The following is a 17,042-nucleotide window of genomic DNA, read 5'->3' as shown; positions in this document are numbered from 1 at the left end:
GTCAGTAATCCTCCATTCGAACTTTCAGGCCTAGGTCGAAATACTTCGAATACTCTCCCCAGTCACTGCTAGGGCACACGGTGTCCACCTTTCGAAAGGGTGGCTGGTGGGCCGGCGCTCTCGGGCGGGTCGTGCGTTTGCGGGGCGGTTCCATCGAGACGAAGTGCAAAGGCGCGTCGCTCATCGTGGTGCGCGGATTCCACGCATCGGGGTCGATCGAGGCCAGGCGAACCGGTGGGTCCACTAGGTCGACCATCGCGGCCTGCTGGTCCTCGCCGCCGCTGGATCCGTCGAGGTTGAGATTGACGTTGACCGCCACCTTGTAGTCGTAGTCGACGATGCCCATCGAGAACGAGAAGGTGTAGGTCGCCGAGCCCTCCATGCTTGAGCCCTTCTGCTCGGCGTTCACGTACAGCGATGCACCGAAAGTGAAGACCCAGATCGAGGCCGACCCGCCCACGTAGAAGGTGGCGAAGATGCGCGTGCTGTTGCGGGAGCTGCGAATATAGGCGCCGACCATCAGGCGGCCCTGCCCAGTCAACGGGCCATAGGCGAAGGCGGCCGCCCCGCCATATTCGAACGAAGCTTCGAAGCCGACGATGCCCTTGGTGTCCGCTTCCAGCGCAAAGAAGCCGCTGCCGCCATAGGGAGCGATGGCGATCGTGAAAGGCGAGTCGCGCCGCGACAGCGAGGCGACGAAGGTGGCGCCTCGGTTGTCGAAAGGTAGCCTCGCCGCGGCGTTGAGCGAGACATTGAAGATGGCCAAGTTCCCGACGCTGAACGTCCCGAGGTTCAGCCCGTACCCGGCTTCGAGGCCGATGCCGGTGTCCAGCGGCTTCAGGTAGAAGCCGCTGCCGGGCTTGGAACCGAAGAAGGGCGTCAGCTGTTCCAGGAACTTCAGTTGCGGGCCGATCGTGAACCCGTCGTACTGCAGGTCGCAGTCGGGCTTGCCGCCCTGCGAGACGAAGCGCACGCCCTTGAAGTGCAGAGTGAGGGCGTCGAAGCTCCCGAGCAGTTGGATGTCGAAAGCACCCATCTCGCCGATCGACTGAAAGCTGGGCTTGCCGCCCTCCAATAGGTTGATCTTCGCTCGCGTCTTGATGCTTAGGGCGCAGCCCTCCTTGGGGCGGAATACCTCGGCTTTGTCCTCAGAACCGCCGGCTGCCGATCTGATCGAGGTCGAGAAGTCGTAGGAGAGCGTCACGGCCGCGGGAATGAGCAGCTTGATCCGCTCCTCGATCTCTTCGCGGATGGCCGAGAAGTTGATCAGGGCCATCAGCTTGGCGCGCACCTCCTCCAGCGAGATTTGCCGGACCTGCCGCGCGATGCGAAGCGGAGAGGACTGTCCGGTGCGCCAGCCCTGGACCAAGTAGTCGAGGAAGCGCACGGCTCGGGACCGGTTCTCGCCGGACGAGGAATCCTTGAGCGCGACCAGATGGCGAAGAGACTGGGTGTCCCAATGCAACTGGTCGCTGTCGGTCTTTGCCCCCGCGTTGATGTTGTCGGGCGGTGTATCCGGCACGAACACGAGGGCTGGGTCGGCACGCACAAGCAGGGCATCGTTGAACCACTCGGCCGGCGTTCCGATGGTTGCGGTATAGGCCTGGTTGCGTGCCTCGAGCAGCTTGGCGTAGGCATCCGAAACCGGCGAGACCGCGGGCCGGAACGCGGCCATCAGCGCATTGGTCGCGGCCTGGGTCGGCACAGCCAGGCTGGAGGCCCATGCCATTACCTGCTGCACGGCCAGGCGCTCCAGCGTGGTGACGGCGGCGGCGCTGCTGGCCTTTGCCGCATTTGCGGGTGCCGGCAGGTCGGACAGGTCCGGCAGGATGCCATTTCCCAGCTTCAGCCATTGCGCGTTGCTGTTGTTCTTGGCGGCGTCGGCGGCATTCTTGATCCGTTCGCCGTACTGGCCGGACAGGTCCAACCAAGGTTGCAGCACAGGATTCCAGGGCGTGTGCAACTTGGATATCTCTTCCAAGTGCTTCTTCAGGTCCGTGCTGCGGTCTGCCAGCCATCGCAGGGACCGCTCGACAAGATCCCGTGCAGGCGTCACGACCGGGCCGATGATCTTGAGGTCGATCTCGAGGGCCAACAGGTCATTGATCAGGCGCTGCAGGGTCGACGCGATGTCTTCGCCCAGGCGCGAGAGGGCCTCGCAGGCGGCATCGGCCTGGCTCGTCACCGAATGCAGTTTGGACTCGTCGAGGTCGGCCATCGCCTGGGCCGCGATGCGCACCGAGATCGCGGCGCGATGCAGCACCCATTCGGCGTCGAGGGCATGGTCGCCGAGCCGAGCGAGGGCGGCGCGGGATGGCGGGTCCACCCTCTCTTCCTCCTTGGTGGCCTTCTTCGCTTTCTCCAGCACGGTCTGCACCGCCTTGGCGGTGCCATGGAAGCGATCGACCAGGCTCGAAACCTTGCCAGGGACCAGCCAGCCCTTGGGAATCGTGAAGTCGCCGTTCGTCGAGGGCGTCGGCTTGGAATTGGCCGGCATAAGCGGATCGGCGATCGACTGCAGGCGTAAGTCGGCGGCGTCCTTGATGGGATCGAGAAACTTCTGGGCGAAAGATTTCACGTCGTTGAGGGACGGCAGCTTCTCCAGTCGCGGGCCCACCAGCAGAGCCAGGTAGTCAGACACCGCCTGCGAGAACAGCGCGAGAACGGCGTTACGGTCGCCGGCGATCTGCTTGATCGTCGCCGCGATCTGCAGGATGTTGGACAGTGCGTGGACCGCCTGACGGTACTCGGAGTTGTCGATCTTTGCGACGTCCGTGAGCGCGTCCCTCGCCCGAGACACCCGCGAACGGGCCGCCTCGAAGAACTCGAGAGCCGTTGAGACGGCGCCCGTCGCCTCGTCCGGCTTCTCCGGTGTTGGCAAATTGTCCAGGGGGGTGCGGGCCGCGTCCAACCAATCCTGCACGGCGTCGAGCCGCTCGCCGACGATCCGGGCAGCCTCCTGCAGAGGCGGCAGAATGTCCTTGGATGCAAACGCAGACACGATCGCATTGCGCAACTGATCCATCACGGGCGGAGGCGACTTCAGCCACGACAGGCTCAGGTCGAACGCGGCGAGGACGGGCTCCTGGTCCTTCACCTTCTTGCGCAGCTCTTCCACCGACCCGGCAAGCGCCGCAAACCAGTCGAAGGCGCCACCGAGCAGTTGCTGCACGGTTGCCGAGGACACCAGGTTCGCGACCAGCGGTGCAATGAGTGCGTCGACCTGCAGGCGCCCAAGTTCTTCCGAGAAGCGCTCGATGCCGTTTCCCAGGCCTTGCAGTCGTTGCCTCACCGCGAGTTGCAGGTGGTCGAGCGGATTGGCGGCGACGCGGCCACAGGCGTCCATCAGCCTGCGGCCGCATTCGTAGATCTCCGCCAGCGAGGCGAACACCGCCGCGTCGTCGGTGCTGGCAGCGGTCTGGCCCAGCACGTTCAGCAGGTCCTTCAGGGCCCGGTCCACATCGGGGAACACGTCTTCCATCTCACCGGCGAAGCCCGGCAGGCTGCCCAGCGCATCCGCACCGGCCCTGCGCCACTGCTTTTCCAGTTCCTTGACCACGTCGTGCAAGGGCACGATCACCTGGATGCGCATAACCTGCGCGCCGGCGTCGAGGCCACCAAGCCCGTACTCAACAGCCTCGCGCAGCACGGGCAGGTCCGAGGCTGCGTTCGAGATGTTGAGGTAGTTCACCAGCTCCTTCAACGACACCAAGCCCAAGATTCGGGTGTCGAGCGCGCTGGTCGCAGAACTGAAGAACTGCTCAAAGGCCCGCTTGGCTTCGTCGGGCCGCGAGGGTGCGCTCCTCTCAACGCCGACGAGGCGTTGTATCCGGTGCGGTTCGGGTTGCGTGACAGGATAGCCGCTGGCGCCCGTGACCGAGCTGGTGGTTCCCGCGGAAGTCACGGCAGCAGTGGTGCCGGTCAGCGGGCCACGTTGGCGCGACAGCGCGATCACCTGGCCGGCCGGGCGCATGACGCCTCCGCTGCGGTCGCCGCTGCCGCCCATGTCCATCGTTACGGCGTTGACGATGTCTAAGTAGATCTCAAGGGCGTCCTTCTCCCGCGATATGCGATCGGCATCGAATCCGTTCTTGACATACCAGCCGTCGAACTGCGCGATGGCTGCCTGCGGCATGCCGTTGGTAAGGCGCTCGACCTGATCGATGCGGATACGGGCGGTCTCGATTGCCGGAAAGAACGGCGGTTGGTCCGCGCCTTCCAACATCGGATCGTCGTAGCGCTCGACCAGGCCTTCCCACGGATTGATCTGCGTGCTGCGCTTTTCCAGGTGCGACGTGACGCCGGCGCAGCCGGTGGCCTTCAGCGTCCATGCGAGTGTCTTGTGCGAGGCGCTGCCGGGCTTGACCTCATCGCAATACCGCAGCGACTGGCCTCGCATGTCGAGCGATCGGAAGTGCTGCAGGGGCTGCACCGGCTTGATGTCGACCTTATTGCCCTGGTCGAGATCAGGCGAAGGCAGGCGGTTGTAGTACGCCACGAGTTCGTCCATCAACTCGGCCCGATTGGCGGCGACGTTGTCGACGAAGAGCAGCTTGGCACGGGTGGCCGCGCCCTGGACCTGGAGGTCGAACGCGACCTCGGCGCCGTCGAGTCTCGCGGTCCTTGGCCAGAAGACAAGGCCGGCCTGGTTGGCGAACAGCCGTCCCGATGGGCTCGGCACATCGAGCTTTTGGATATCCTCCATCGGGTCGACGATGTCGGGAGTGGTGACCGTCAGCATGCTGACCACCCCGCCCGGGAACTTGCGTCCCCCGTGCGGCTGGCCGTAGGCCGGAAAGGTCTTGTCAGGCCGCGCCACGCGGATGAACATGCGCTGGCGCAGATAGGCGCGGACCAGGCCGCCCCCGACAGGCCGGATGAACACGCGCTCGGTCTGCTTGACCAGCGAGGCGCGATGGCCGATCGGGAAGAGGTAGCCCTTGTAGACGACCTCGGCGAACACGTCACGACCGAGCACGGTCCAGTGCTGCCAGCGCTCGACCGACATTGAGTCGAACAACGGCCCGTGGACGATGTGGCGGGCCGCCGACGGTGGAACGAAATCGCTGTCGTGGCGCAGCGAGCCGCCCAGGGCCGTCAGCGTCAGTTCGCGCACCTTGAGCGCGCGGGGCCTGTATATCGCGGTGCCGGCCTGCGCGTCGAGCAGACGCCATTCGGGCGGCAACTCGACCTGGCTCGAAACGCGCAGCGCCTGCAACTCTCCGCTTTTCTCGCGCCGCCCGCGCACGGGCAGGCCCCATGCCGAACTGAGCAGCACGATCTCGTGCCGGTCGTAGGCATCGAGCGTCGAGCGGAACACCGCGTGCTTCTGGTATTCGGCGCGTTCGTGCTGGCGACGGCAAAGGTACTCGACGACTTGGTGCAGTTCCGGCTTCTCGACTGCCGAGGCCACCGAACTCGCCGGCAGCGCGGCCGAGGCCGACGCTGATGCCGACGGTGCCTGGCCGCAGACCGAGCCGTTCGTCGGTGGTGACGTGCCCTCCGGAGAGGTCGCCACGAACAGGTCCTCGATGGGACTGATGTTGGCGTCGCTCTCCTCGAAGCCCAGGGTCCAGGGGGCGCGCGGGCCGCGAGGTGGCGCAGATCCGACCGGCGAATGCAGCGGCTGGCCCTTTTCGCCCGTCTTGCCCTTCGCAGAAAGCAGCCTGCGCTCCAGGCCGTAGCGGACGAATTCGGGGCGCATGTCCGGCGAGGCCACGGCGCGGACCAGCGGATTGGCCGCATCGGTATCAAGGGTCGCCGACCAGAGCGGCACGGGCCCCCCGCCGTCCGGGCATTGGCGGCGTGGCGTGCGCCACTGCGCTTTCTGCGACGGGGAAAGAATCAGCCGTGCAGGCAGCTCGATGGCCGTCTGGAGATCGTCGGGCACCACGCGCAGCGACGCCTCGACATCGACCAGGCGCTCCTGGATCGTCCTCAGAGACTTGCCCCAGTCCCTCGAGCGGCCCGGGCCCTGGCGCCGTTCCGCGACTTGGCCGCTGCGGATGCCGAGCGACTTGAGCATCGTGACGTCGGCGCCTGCCGAATCGTCCTCGAGTCCCGACTCGCTGATCTCGCGCCGGATGAGTACGCCGCTGTCGTCGAAGGCTGCAGCCTGTCGCGCACGCGGCGTCACCGCCAAGTCGTAGTGTCCCCAGTCGGTCAACGCCTCGAAACTGAAGGGCAGCCGGGTGCCGTTGCTTGCGCCGGTCCTGCCCGATTGCCCTGACGGCAGGTGAGCGTCGCCATCTTCGACGTCAATGCCCGGGCGGCTTCCGCAGTCGACATGGAAAGCCAGCCGGGAAGTGCCCGACATGCGGGCGCGCATCACCTGGGCCGGGTCTTGCGTGCCTTCGAGCACGGCCAGGTAGGCCTTGTGGATGTCATCGAGCGGATAGTCCGGGCCGAATTTGAGGTCCTTGCGGTTGGCGGAGCTGAAGAACTCCATGTCCTGCGGCAGGTACTCCTTCTGACCCTGCCGCAGCACCATCTGTTCGACATAGAAGTCGCGGTAGTCGGCATAGCTCTGCATGACCCCGCACACCGCCTGCTCGATGAGACGCGCCTTGTCCAAGGGGGGCAGCGGATGCGTGTTCTTGTTCGCCGGGTCGAGTGCCGGGATGTACTCGTACACCTTCTGCCAGAAATACCGGGTGGCGCTATTGAGCGAGGGCTCCTGCTTGTTGAGCAGTTCCACCAATCGATCGGCATCATCCAGCGTCCGCTTCAGCAGGGATTCGGTGACGTCCTTCCTCAACCCGTCGTTGAGCTTGCGGGCCTCGGCGGCGAGGTCGGGCGGCAGGTTCAGCGCGCCGATGTAGATACGCTGCTCTGCGGGCCATTGGCCCGGCTTGACAAGCGTGCCGAAGAGTTCAGTGAACTTCTTCGAGAATTTTTGGAACGGGGCTTCGGGGTTATAGGCGGGACTGGTGCTCTTCGCCTGCTCTTCGACCTTCATGGAGGCGTAGGCCTGGCGCACGTTGAAGCGGTCCTCGGGGCGCGTCAGTTCGTCGAGCTGGCGCAGCAGCCTAGACAGCGTCGTGCTGAAATCCCGCTCCTGCTCCTTGGTTTCCTGACTGCCTTCCTGCGTCACTTGGACCTTGACGGTGAACGTCGGCGCCTTGAGCGCCACATCGGGGAGCGGTGCGGCGCTCGGCCGAAAGATCGCCTCCTCGAAGACGTGCTGGGGCGGGAACTCGGCCACCAGCACCGGCCGCGTGTCCAGCACCAGCGGGTCACTGTCGCGTCCCGGCTCGACGCGCCGGCGCACCCGGCAACTTCTGCGGGTGTCGGTGATCCATGCCGCGCCCTTGGCGATGTCTAGGTGCAGCCCCGCGAACATGAATGCCAGCCGGGCCAAGTCGAGGGAGCGAGCGACCTCGAGCCGGGCTTGCGTCAGGTCGATGTGCGCGAGCGGCAGGTCGCCGAGGTCCGATTCATTGCCCAGCCACAGGTAGCTGTCGCTGGCGCGCAGGTCGGCCCGTGCCTTGCGGACGTCCGAGCCGAACACCGCGCGCAAGCCGGTTGGCGCGAAGCTCAGCTTGCTGAAATCGCATTGGAGGGGCGCGAGTTCGCTCTCCAGCAGCAACAGCGGAACATCGAGCGAGGACAGCGACGTCCCGAAGCCGCCGCAGCCTGCGGTCATCAGCGGATGGTGCGTGCGCGCGCTGGCATTGGCTGGATCGATTTCTGCGGCGTCGATGCTCCAGCCTTGCGCACGAAACCATCCGATGCGCGACCTCACCCACCAAGGACTCGCATTGAGGCGACCGGCGAATCGAAGCGGCGGGTCCATGGACTGCGACTGTTGCAGCGCGCCTTCGCGGATGCACAGCGGGCCGAACTCGGAAATGCTGCCCGACACGCTCAGGCTGGCCCGCGCCAGCCAGGCCGCACGCGTGGTAGAGACGCCCGCGAGATGGCGGCCCCTCGAAGACCAGTCGCGGCGCACATAACGCCACTGCGGCGGGAACGAGAGGGCGGTGCGGTGACTCGCCTTGAACGCATCTAAGGCTTCGGTTCGGTCGAAAGGCGCGGGGTTGGTGTCGGACGCACAGGTGGTGGCCTGCTTCCCGGTGGCGGGTGCCGCTAGTGGTCCGGGGGGCGGTGGATTGGACGGCTCCGCGAGGATTGGCATCGCCTCCAGCGTGATGTGCGAATGACGCGGGTCCCCCAGAATCACCGGCTTCGCGACGGTCTGCAATTCGCCCCATGCCATGAATACTGGGTCGTTCTCCCTGCGCTTGCCGGTTCTGGCTGCCGAGTCGGTGGACTCGTCGGAAGCCGGATCGCACCAGCCCATGCTGACGCCTTGGTGCGCCAGCAAAGCACCCTGGGCCAGCAGGATCCGGCCGAGGGTTCCGGTGCTGCCCTTCCGGCGTGGGACTAGCGACCACACTCCATTTTTCGCCAGCACTAATCGCAGCGGACCTTCGACGCGCACGTGGTCCTCGAGGACGCCGCGCAGTGCCGTGCGAAGCACATCGGCGTCGGTGTCGATCCAGAAGCTTCCTTCGGGCTCCAGATCGGCCGGCACCGGATCTGCCGTAAAGTCGATCCCGGTCGTGCGCGCCTCACTGCTAACCGGTTTCGAAAGTTGCTCGAACGGAATCTGCTTCTCGCTGACCAGTGGGTGTCCTGCGTGCCACTGGCGCGTGCTCAGGCCGACCTGCCAGTGCGACCTCTTAGAGTCGTGGGTGAATGTGAGGGTGTGTGATGAGGTGGCGAGTTCACCGAAGCGGACACCCACGATCTCGAGGGCGTGGATGAAGTTCGGTTGATTGGCATCGCGTCGTAGGTGGAACTTGGTGCCGGGTCCGAACGCGTTGCGCACGATGCGCCAGGAGCGGGCCTGTGCTGCCTCGATCTCCGCAATCGACTTGTCCCGCTTTCGCTGTCGTTCATCCTCGAACGTGGGCACGCACTGGATCGGCTTGCCTTCATTGGCTTGGCTGGTGGTCTCGAGCGCGGGATACCAGGTGACGGTCATCCCGTCCTTGTCTTCGTCGAAGCGCAGCGTGCTCTCACAGATGCGGGAGGCCGTAGTGGCGGCGTGGCTTGTCGAGGTGCCCAACAACAACGGCGCTGCGGGGACGCCGATGCTGACCCCAATGAATGATCGTCGAGTGACCGTTCTCCCGCGCGGTCGATCACCCACGGGGGTGAAGGTCTCCAGCCAGAGCCTGTCGTTCATGTCGACCCTTTCCTGCGCCCGGCGAACGTGCCAAGCCCTTGTCGTTGTCGTGGTGCTGTTCACGCCGGCGCCGTTTTGAGCCACAAAGCCCCATTGGGCCGCTCGACGCTCGCCAAACCATGGGCCGCACTCAGCGTTCCGGTACTGGCTCACCCTCCGCCCGGCACGTGGCTCAAATCGGCGTCGGCCGCAACATTCGGTGCCCTAGCCATGCCTTTGCTGATGCATTCGACCGAATGGACAGACCAAGTCTCTTTGGGGAGAACTTCGGAGAGCGTCCATCCGTCTGTGCCCGAGAATGAACTTTCTACGGCAGGCTAATGAGCAGCGCTTATTTGGACGGTGCGCCTACAACTTATCTAGCAACTTCTTAATGGCGTCCTTCACGTCGCCAGTCACCTTGTTGTAACAAATCCTGGCGACTTCTTTAATCTGCTTTCGGCTTTTTTGATCTACCAAGCTCGCAATTGGGTCGGTCGCAGCAGTGATCTTGCTCCAATCGGCCACACTCAAGTCACATATCGATGAAGATGGCTGTGTATAACAAGCTACGTGAGAGTCAAACACATCTATTTGCATCTGCTTGCAGTTGCAACTATTTGCGGCTCCATCAACTGGAAGCATCGGAACGATCTTCTCCTGCAGACACCGCAACGTGGAATCACGCCATTTGTTACCTTTATCGGAGAGCCCTGGCAACTCCAAGAATGCTTTACAGTATTTTTCGCCGTAGCTCTTAAAGTATTCGTACTGCGAACCCGAGCAATTGCATCTATCAGCAAAACAACTTTGATAGACGCCACAAGTCGGCGTCGCCGTGTTTACGCATGCCGCCCAAGAGGACGCAGCAACCCCAGGCAGAAAAATTAGAGCGAGGAAAAGCCGACGTAGGTTGAGCAGATAAAGGGGTATTTGCATTTAAGCTTCCTCCAAGTCTTGGCAAGGCTACTTCTTAAAGTTGCCGCGCGCGGTAAAGATGAAGAAATAGCCGACCCCCCGTGCACCAGGAGTCGCCAACGAGCAATCGCTGTCAACGCTCAATCGATCCCATGACTCCAAGCCTTTAGCTCCTGCCTTCACGGCTTTTTCCTCAGCGTCTCGTTTTGCCTTGTTGCAGCCTTCAACTGGATCTGGCGGGTTGATCGAACCTGCTGCAATGGCAGCAGTGCCTTCAAACTTCGCTGTTTGCGCAACCGCCTCTGAAGACATCGCGACTGCGACTGCTAGCAATATGATGGACCTCCTTGCGATCGGCATGATTCCTCCTCAGTTTTGAACTGATGGTTCGTAGCAGGCACTGCCAACACACACCACCAAATTCCGTGGGGCGGCTTGCTACGCTGACCTAATTTCTCCCGATGAATACGATCTACCCTGAGGGCCGGCGGTGATCCTCATGCCAGCCCTATTTCCATTTCCAATTCGGAACTTTTCCGAATCTACTCAATCGGGCGAACCCCATCATCATCTGTTTTGGGGATGCCTTCCATACACCCATGCAGTTGGAAATGCAGTAGCGAGGCGTGTACCCGGGTGGCAAAGCCGCACACGGGGATTTAGGTTCATGGCATCCACACCACACCTTGGCCCTCTGGCCAGACATGCTTGTCGTTTGGGAATGTGACCGGTCGCAGCGCGAGACTGCCGCGATTCTCCGCACAAGTCGAAGGCTGGCTCTGAAAGGCTTCTAGCGACGCATCGCCTCGCGGAGCAATGCCCGCAATCAACCGAGCTTTTGGAAGATTGCATCCTCGAGCTGCGCGACGCGCAATTGGAGCGACGCCGCGAGAGCGGCTCGACCCTTTGAGTGGTGCAAGGCGCGATGGCAGTTCGGACAAATAGCAGCTACGTTGCTTGGCGCATCTGGGCCATCGTCGGCCAGCCTTAACAAGTGATGCACCTCTAGGTACGGAATGCCCTGATCGCTTTCAAAAGGCGCGCGCAAGCCGCAGCATTCGCATCTACCCTCCGCTCTGGCCAATGCGTATCGATGCACTGCAGAACTACGCGATCGGTACTCGATCGTCGTCAGCTTCTTCCGATTGGCTGGATTGGCCATCTCTCGCAGCTTCAGTTGCATTGCGCGGAGCGACAACTCCGGCTCCGCAAAGCCGCTAGGCACGAGCCCCTGAGTTTCAATGTAGCTATCGTCCGCCGGTAGCAAGAAGAATCTCAACAGGCGGTCGCCCTTCCTGGCGCCCGAGTCTGGGGAAAAAAACTCGAAGCCTGCCACATTGAACGCACCTCGGAAGACGTAGCGCTTGCCGTAACCCCGCTGCGCGATCTCCCTGGAGTTGGGCTCGCGCGTTGTGAACAGCAGCACTGATCGATCGAGCGCCGCGAGCTTCGCGTTTGCCGAATTCTCAAGCTGCTGATTGCCAGTTGTGCCCTGACCGACGTATATCCATGAACCATCCGGCTGCTGCCCGTCCGTGTACCCGGCCTTCTTGCCGTGCCGGCCACCTGAGGTACAGATAATGCAGCCCGGTTCCCTACTTCCCCAGATCACGCCTGGCTGGGCCTGCTGGCTGCCGACGAATGTCAGCAAGGCCGCTCGCTCGTACTCTTACCCTAGGCTAAACGGATGCATTCCTTGCTTTCCCCTACGTTATCCAGAGAGCGCGCAGCCCCCTGGTGACTAAAACGAATTTTCACGCCTCTGTACGACAGCGCCCTTCAAGTCCAACAATGTAGGCTCATATTGCCCCTTCGATTCGCCAAGGCGATCGGCATTGATCAGCCAGGAACGGAAGACGGCGGGCGCCGGCTTCTGGCCGCCCAGTTGCAGGGTCTGAGCCGTCAGCGACGTCCAATGTCGGTGGGTCGTCAACTGAAGAATGGAAGCCGCTAGCTGAGACAGCATGGAATGTCTTCCGTGGCGGCGGGCGTGCAGTTGCGGATGGCCAAACGAGAGATGGGTCTGCAGCAGAACGGTCCGCAGCTTGAAGCAGAGGCGATCGTTGCCGGCCGTTTGCTTCGCTTGTTCAAGCCGCCCATCGACCCAAAAGTTGCTCGAAAGCGAAGAGCAGCTTCCCTGCGTCGGCTCTTCGCGGCTACGAGGCGACAGCGGAACCAGCGTCGGCATCACGACCGGCGGTCGCTTGACCTAGACTGGCGCCAAAAAGTGCGTGTTGAATCGGCATCCGGATCGAGCCGGATGCCCACGCTGTCCAAAAAACCGAAAGATTGCGCAATTTGAGGGAGATTCGATGTTTACCAAGGATGAAGCGCTTGGGCTGGTCAAGGCCGCCTTCCTTCAAGCACAGCGCAAGGGCGGGCCAGGTGCCAACTCAATGACGTTGGCGGTGTTGAAGAATCGCCTTCTGACGATGACGGATCGTCGTTTCGACACAAACGACTTTGGGGCGGGCGACATGCGCGCGTTTGTCGCGCTGCTCGCACCGAATTTTGAATTGGGGAAACAACACGGCATAGAGTGCGTCTGCCCAGCAATATCTAGCGTGGACGACGGCAGTTCTAAGGCCGTGCTCGCGAAGCGAAGTCTAACGAAGGCGCCGGGCGAGAGCGTGCAGGAAGCGACTGCAAAGTCCAGGGATGACTTGCCACGACGCGGTCGGATTCGTGAGGACCTGTGGACCGCACTCATGGACTACACCAGTGGGCATGTCTATGTATGGGACTCCCGCGACGGCATGGCTCGACCCAAACGGGCTGGCGACTACGATCTTCCCGTTGTGCCAACTCTTACCCCAGTCGAACTAGCCGAGTGGCGCCGCACCTTCCTCGAAGAACAGCGCGATCACCTGCAAGGCAGCGAATTGGCCAGCGCTCAGCGCTGGCAGGAGCAGGGTTTAGCGACAGCCTATTTGCCTTGGCCAATGCAGCAAATATGGAATCGCGAATTGGCTGCGCGGGTCAGACAAAGGTCTGCGGCGTTTTTTGCCGGATTGGCCGAGACGTCGCTGGGCGGCGCAGTTGATGCGGCCGTCCCGACCGAAACAGAAATAGCCAAAGACGCGCTCGCCGACTCCTTGACTGCTGCCAGGAACCGTGGCGACGGGTTTACAGTGGGCGAATTGCTTGCCCAACAGCTCCCCAGCGCGGCAGGCGAGCAAGACTCGTCCCTCCTGGCGCGCGTCGTCAGCGCTTGGGCTTCCCCGCGGGGACTGCATCTTGAGCCCAACTCTCTCGCCTCGCTTCAGGAAAGCGCCGATTCGTTTTCTAAAGCCAGTTTAGCAGTCGCGTTCGTAAACGCCATCCATCGAATCGATGCAACGGACCCTGATTTCTCGGAAGAGACGCGTGACTTTGCGTTCAAACTGAAGGATGAAATAGCGACCGCATACGCCGTTCAACGCAATTCACCCGCCGAGATGTGCCGGTCTGCGCTCGTTCGTTTGGAAGAACATTGGGCTGCGGTTGCCGCCTCTGTTACACGATTCCTTCGAACAACGCCGGCAACGGCAAAAATTGCCTCTATTGATCTGCTCAAGGTTACTCACCGGCTGCAGCCAATGTTGATTCCTGCGGAAAAGGAGTTCCTAACCGACCTTGATGTTCTTCTCGGCCCCGCATTTCGAAAGATCTGCGAGGCCCATGAGCGAAACGAAGATTCGGACGTGATAAGAAGAGCCCCAGAACTTCTCGAAAATATTAAAATTCAAAGTCCAACTTCAGGCGACCCTCGTCTCGGCAGCAGAGCTTGGCGCACTTTTGTGAAGCCAGTCCTTGATCATCTGACCTCTATCATCGAGGACGCGTCTTCGCGCGGCGAAACTGCGCTGGCACCGGTGCTTGCTCTTAGAAACCCTAGCACCAAGGCGGATCTCCGAGCCACTGGCACTGAGGTTTTCCTCTCATTTACGCTGATAAATCTCGGCAAGGGCCATGCGCGGGACGTATCGCTGCAGCGCGAGACGACTCAAGAGCAGATGTTCGATCTCGCCATTGTTGAACCAGCCGGGCCATTTGACGTACCCGCTAATGGTGAGAAGTTGGTTCGAATTCGTTTGATACTTGCTAAGCCATACACTAAGATCGAAATTCCGATCCAGTGGGCGTGTTTCACTGGCGCGGAGAAACCTTCTGTACAACCGGACCGCTTGCTAATCCTCCAGCAAGTCATCGAGCCCAATTGGGAGTCGATGCTCGCCGAGCCACCTTATTCTCTCAACCCGATCAAAAAACCCGAGCGGCTCCATGGAAGAGATTCGCTGCTTCGCAAGCTGAATTTAGCTGCTATGGCAGGCACATCTACATTCGTGTGGGGACAGAAGCGTATTGGCAAAACATCACTCCTTCAGGTATTGGCGGCCAAGCTTGCAGAGCGCGAAGACACTACCTGTATTCTCCTCAGAATGGGTGAACTTGCGTCATTGCATGAGGGTCAACTTGCGCATCGAATCGCGCGACGCCTTGTGCAGAAGGTTTTAAGTCCAATTCAGGTCCCCACAGAATCCGAGTTCGGCGCCGGCATTAGCCTGTTGGTTCCATTCGTCGAGCAACTTTCGGCAACGCAGCCGACACAAAAGTTCGTTGTCATCATTGACGAATTCGACGATCTCGACGCTGCATTTTACACGGGCGAACGAGGTCGCCAATTTATAAAGGGCCTGCGGTCAGCGTCGGAGGCCGGATTAACATTCTTTTTCATCGGCAGTGAGCGAATGGATGCAATCTTCAGCCGACATCAAGCTGATCTCAACAAATGGACAAACGTTCGCCTTGACCGTATCGACAGCGCGGCGGATTGCCGAAACCTGATTGAAGCGCCAGTCGGAGGCGCGATTGAGTTCGATCCTGAAGCAATCGAGTTCATTACAGGCTACACCTCTGGGAACCCGTTTTTTATCAACAATTTCTGCTACCAGATCTTCGATCGCTGTCTTCAGGAACACAGGACGTTCGTAGACGCGAATGACACCTCGGCGATCCGGCAACAACTGCTACGCTCGCTGGGCGCGACCAACTTTTCTCACTTCTGGGAGGACAACCCCGTGCTTGACGCGACACAGAAGCGTCAGGACGCCGCGGAGAACTGTATCGCGCTCTCTTGCATCTCAGCTCTCGGCGGTCGATACGAAGGGATCGACGAACTGCTTGAGGCTCAAGAGAGCCTTCCAATTGACGCACAAGATCGCGCGCAGGGTTCAGTGCTGCGACGCGCTTGCGCACGCCTACTGCAGCGCGGCGTACTCGAGCAGCGAAAAGACGGAGATGGGCTCGTTGTGGGATTGCAGATCTTCCGAGAGTGGCTTGGGGAGAATGCTCGAGCTCAGCTTCTTCCCATCTGGTGCAACCTCCTCGAGGCTGAACGTGCGGCCCGCCCCGGTGAAGACGAGCTGCCTGCATCTGAAGATACCGCTGACACCGGGTTTCCGATCAGTGAGGACGACATGCTCATCGTGGCGCAGCGCCTAATTTATTGCGGTAGGCAGAAGGACGTGGCCGAGATCAAGAGTTGGCTCCGGCAGTTCGATGACGACAGCCGGATTGAGATCGCCTTCCTCCTGCTTCAAAGGATGGCCGACAAAGGATTCATCAACGAAGGCATGCGTGGCGTTCAGTTGGAGAAAGTCGAGCAAATGATTCTGGCCAGACGCAACGGTGTTGGCCACGGCATCTGGAAGATCGTGAAAGGTCGCCGCGACAATTTAGCAATCGGATACCTAGATGCGGAGCACAAGAGTGGCGCGACGATGGCGCGAGAACTGAAAAGCCGAGTCCTTCCGGGTAAGTGCGTCCCAGCAGCCGAACTTGGTCAGTGGATGCGAACGCATCTCGAGGCTGACGCGATGGTGGCCATCGTCGACGACTTCTCGGGTACCGGTGAGACGATGCTCAAAGGTCTGAGAAAATTCAAGGCGGCGGTTGGTGCCGAGACCTGGGGAAGGTATGCAGGCGAGGGTCGAATCGCCGTATTCATCATGTTTTCCTTTCCTGAGGCACTTGGCGCAATGCGCTGCGAGTTTCCTGATATCGATATTCACTCAGCCACGGTGTTTGGAGACGAACTTCGTTCCTGCAACGATCAGGCTGGTATTTTCCCTACCGAAGACGAGCGCGCGTTCGCTCAGGACGTTGTGCAACAAATCGGCCGCGAGTTGGTGCCTAGTAGTCCGCTAGGGCATGGCGCGATGGGCGCTCTCGTCATCTTCCACAACACTGTGCCAAATAACACGCTTCCAATTTTTTGGAGCGGCGGATCAGTACAGGAACGCCCTTGGAAGCCACTGTTTCCCCGACCTTGATCGAATGCACTATTTGCACAAGCTGCGGTCGGAGCCGCACACGTGAGATCGAGGCGCCTGACTACAGCTCGAAATTCGCGCCGACCATCAGGTCTCATAGTGGCCGTTTCGACACTCGACCGATCCTATGTGAAGTCTCAGATCGCCAGAGATTGGGGATCTGCTCCTGCCTCTGTCGCCGAGACAATCCAGCCAGGGCGCTTGCCAACACCATTCCAAGTTTTTCCCGTCGCCGGATCCTTGTATTTTGCAGCTCTGCTGGCTTTGGCACTCGGCGCGATACCTACCAAAGTCTGTTTGGCTCTTCGTCGCGGCGAGCCAAAAAGATCTTCTGCCGTTATGCCATAGACTTGAATGGCCTCCCGGATGCGACCGATTACATCGCTCACCTCTTGCGCCTTCAACGCTTCTGCTTTCAACTGCAGTTCTGCAATGTGCTTTTGTAACTCCGCGTAGGTGGAGGGAGTAGAGACCAGCGATCTTGCTTTAGCCATAGTAGGTTGCACTGAAGTTGGACACCTGAATGTGGTGGTGTTGATTTCCACGCAGAACTGACCCACCGCCACGGGTAATTTCCGTCCAAATCTGACCCACGTAAGAACCCTAACCTGCTGCTTTTAGTGGCAGGAGCACAGGAG

At 61.1% G+C, this 17,042-nt stretch carries 7 protein-coding genes; 1 reads left to right on the top strand and 6 read right to left on the bottom strand.

Annotated features, from left to right (window positions below; genetic code table 11):
• Position 1: 1 nt before the first annotated feature.
• The 5 genes from ASF45_RS29005 to ASF45_RS35670 all read right to left on the bottom strand — a co-directional run bounded on the left by ASF45_RS29005 (position 2) and on the right by ASF45_RS35670 (position 12,278).
• Positions 2-9,193, bottom strand: a complete 9,192-nt coding sequence (locus ASF45_RS29005) for a hypothetical protein (RefSeq protein WP_156473228.1) — start codon at positions 9,191-9,193, stop codon at positions 2-4.
• Between the two features lie 348 nt (positions 9,194-9,541).
• The gene (locus tag ASF45_RS35680) at positions 9,542-10,111 is read right to left on the bottom strand and encodes a hypothetical protein (protein ID WP_156473227.1); all 570 of its coding nucleotides are present in this window, start codon (positions 10,109-10,111) and stop codon (positions 9,542-9,544) included.
• Positions 10,112-10,138: 27 nt separating this feature from the next.
• Entirely contained in the window at positions 10,139-10,450 is a 312-nt protein-coding gene (locus ASF45_RS35675) for a hypothetical protein (protein ID WP_156473226.1), read from the bottom strand.
• A gap of 466 nt (positions 10,451-10,916) precedes the next feature.
• Positions 10,917-11,741, bottom strand: a complete 825-nt coding sequence (locus ASF45_RS36705; protein WP_156473225.1) for an HNH endonuclease signature motif containing protein — start codon at positions 11,739-11,741, stop codon at positions 10,917-10,919.
• Between the two features lie 90 nt (positions 11,742-11,831).
• Complete coding sequence (locus tag ASF45_RS35670; protein WP_156473224.1) at positions 11,832-12,278, bottom strand: hypothetical protein; 447 nt, start codon at positions 12,276-12,278, stop codon at positions 11,832-11,834.
• A gap of 124 nt (positions 12,279-12,402) precedes the next feature.
• On the opposite strand from ASF45_RS35670, the gene ASF45_RS35665 reads away from it, so the two are divergent.
• The gene (locus tag ASF45_RS35665) at positions 12,403-16,404 is read left to right on the top strand and encodes an ATP-binding protein (protein WP_156473223.1); all 4,002 of its coding nucleotides are present in this window, start codon (positions 12,403-12,405) and stop codon (positions 16,402-16,404) included.
• Positions 16,405-16,541: 137 nt separating this feature from the next.
• On the opposite strand, the gene ASF45_RS34850 is transcribed toward ASF45_RS35665, so the two are convergent.
• Positions 16,542-16,949 (bottom strand): H-NS family nucleoid-associated regulatory protein, encoded by a 408-nt coding sequence (locus ASF45_RS34850; RefSeq protein WP_235581071.1) that lies wholly within the window; start codon positions 16,947-16,949, stop codon positions 16,542-16,544.
• Between the last annotated feature and the right edge of the window lie 93 nt (positions 16,950-17,042).

Origin of the sequence: Pseudorhodoferax sp. Leaf265, from assembly GCF_001422365.1 — a bacterium.
GTDB lineage: Bacteria > Pseudomonadota > Gammaproteobacteria > Burkholderiales > Burkholderiaceae_C > Pseudorhodoferax.
This window is presented reverse-complemented; position numbering and strand designations above follow the sequence as displayed.

What these genes read in the sequence shown, in the direction of transcription:
- ASF45_RS29005 (WP_156473228.1), bottom strand. Translation starts at nt 9,193, where the DNA reads ATGAACGACAGGCTCTGGCTGGAGACCTTCACCCCCGTGGGTGATCGA.
- ASF45_RS35680 (WP_156473227.1), bottom strand. Translation starts at nt 10,111, where the DNA reads ATGCAAATACCCCTTTATCTGCTCAACCTACGTCGGCTTTTCCTCGCT.
- ASF45_RS35675 (WP_156473226.1), bottom strand. Translation starts at nt 10,450, where the DNA reads ATGCCGATCGCAAGGAGGTCCATCATATTGCTAGCAGTCGCAGTCGCG.
- ASF45_RS35670 (WP_156473224.1), bottom strand. Translation starts at nt 12,278, where the DNA reads ATGCCGACGCTGGTTCCGCTGTCGCCTCGTAGCCGCGAAGAGCCGACG.
- ASF45_RS35665 (WP_156473223.1), top strand. Translation starts at nt 12,403, where the DNA reads ATGTTTACCAAGGATGAAGCGCTTGGGCTGGTCAAGGCCGCCTTCCTT.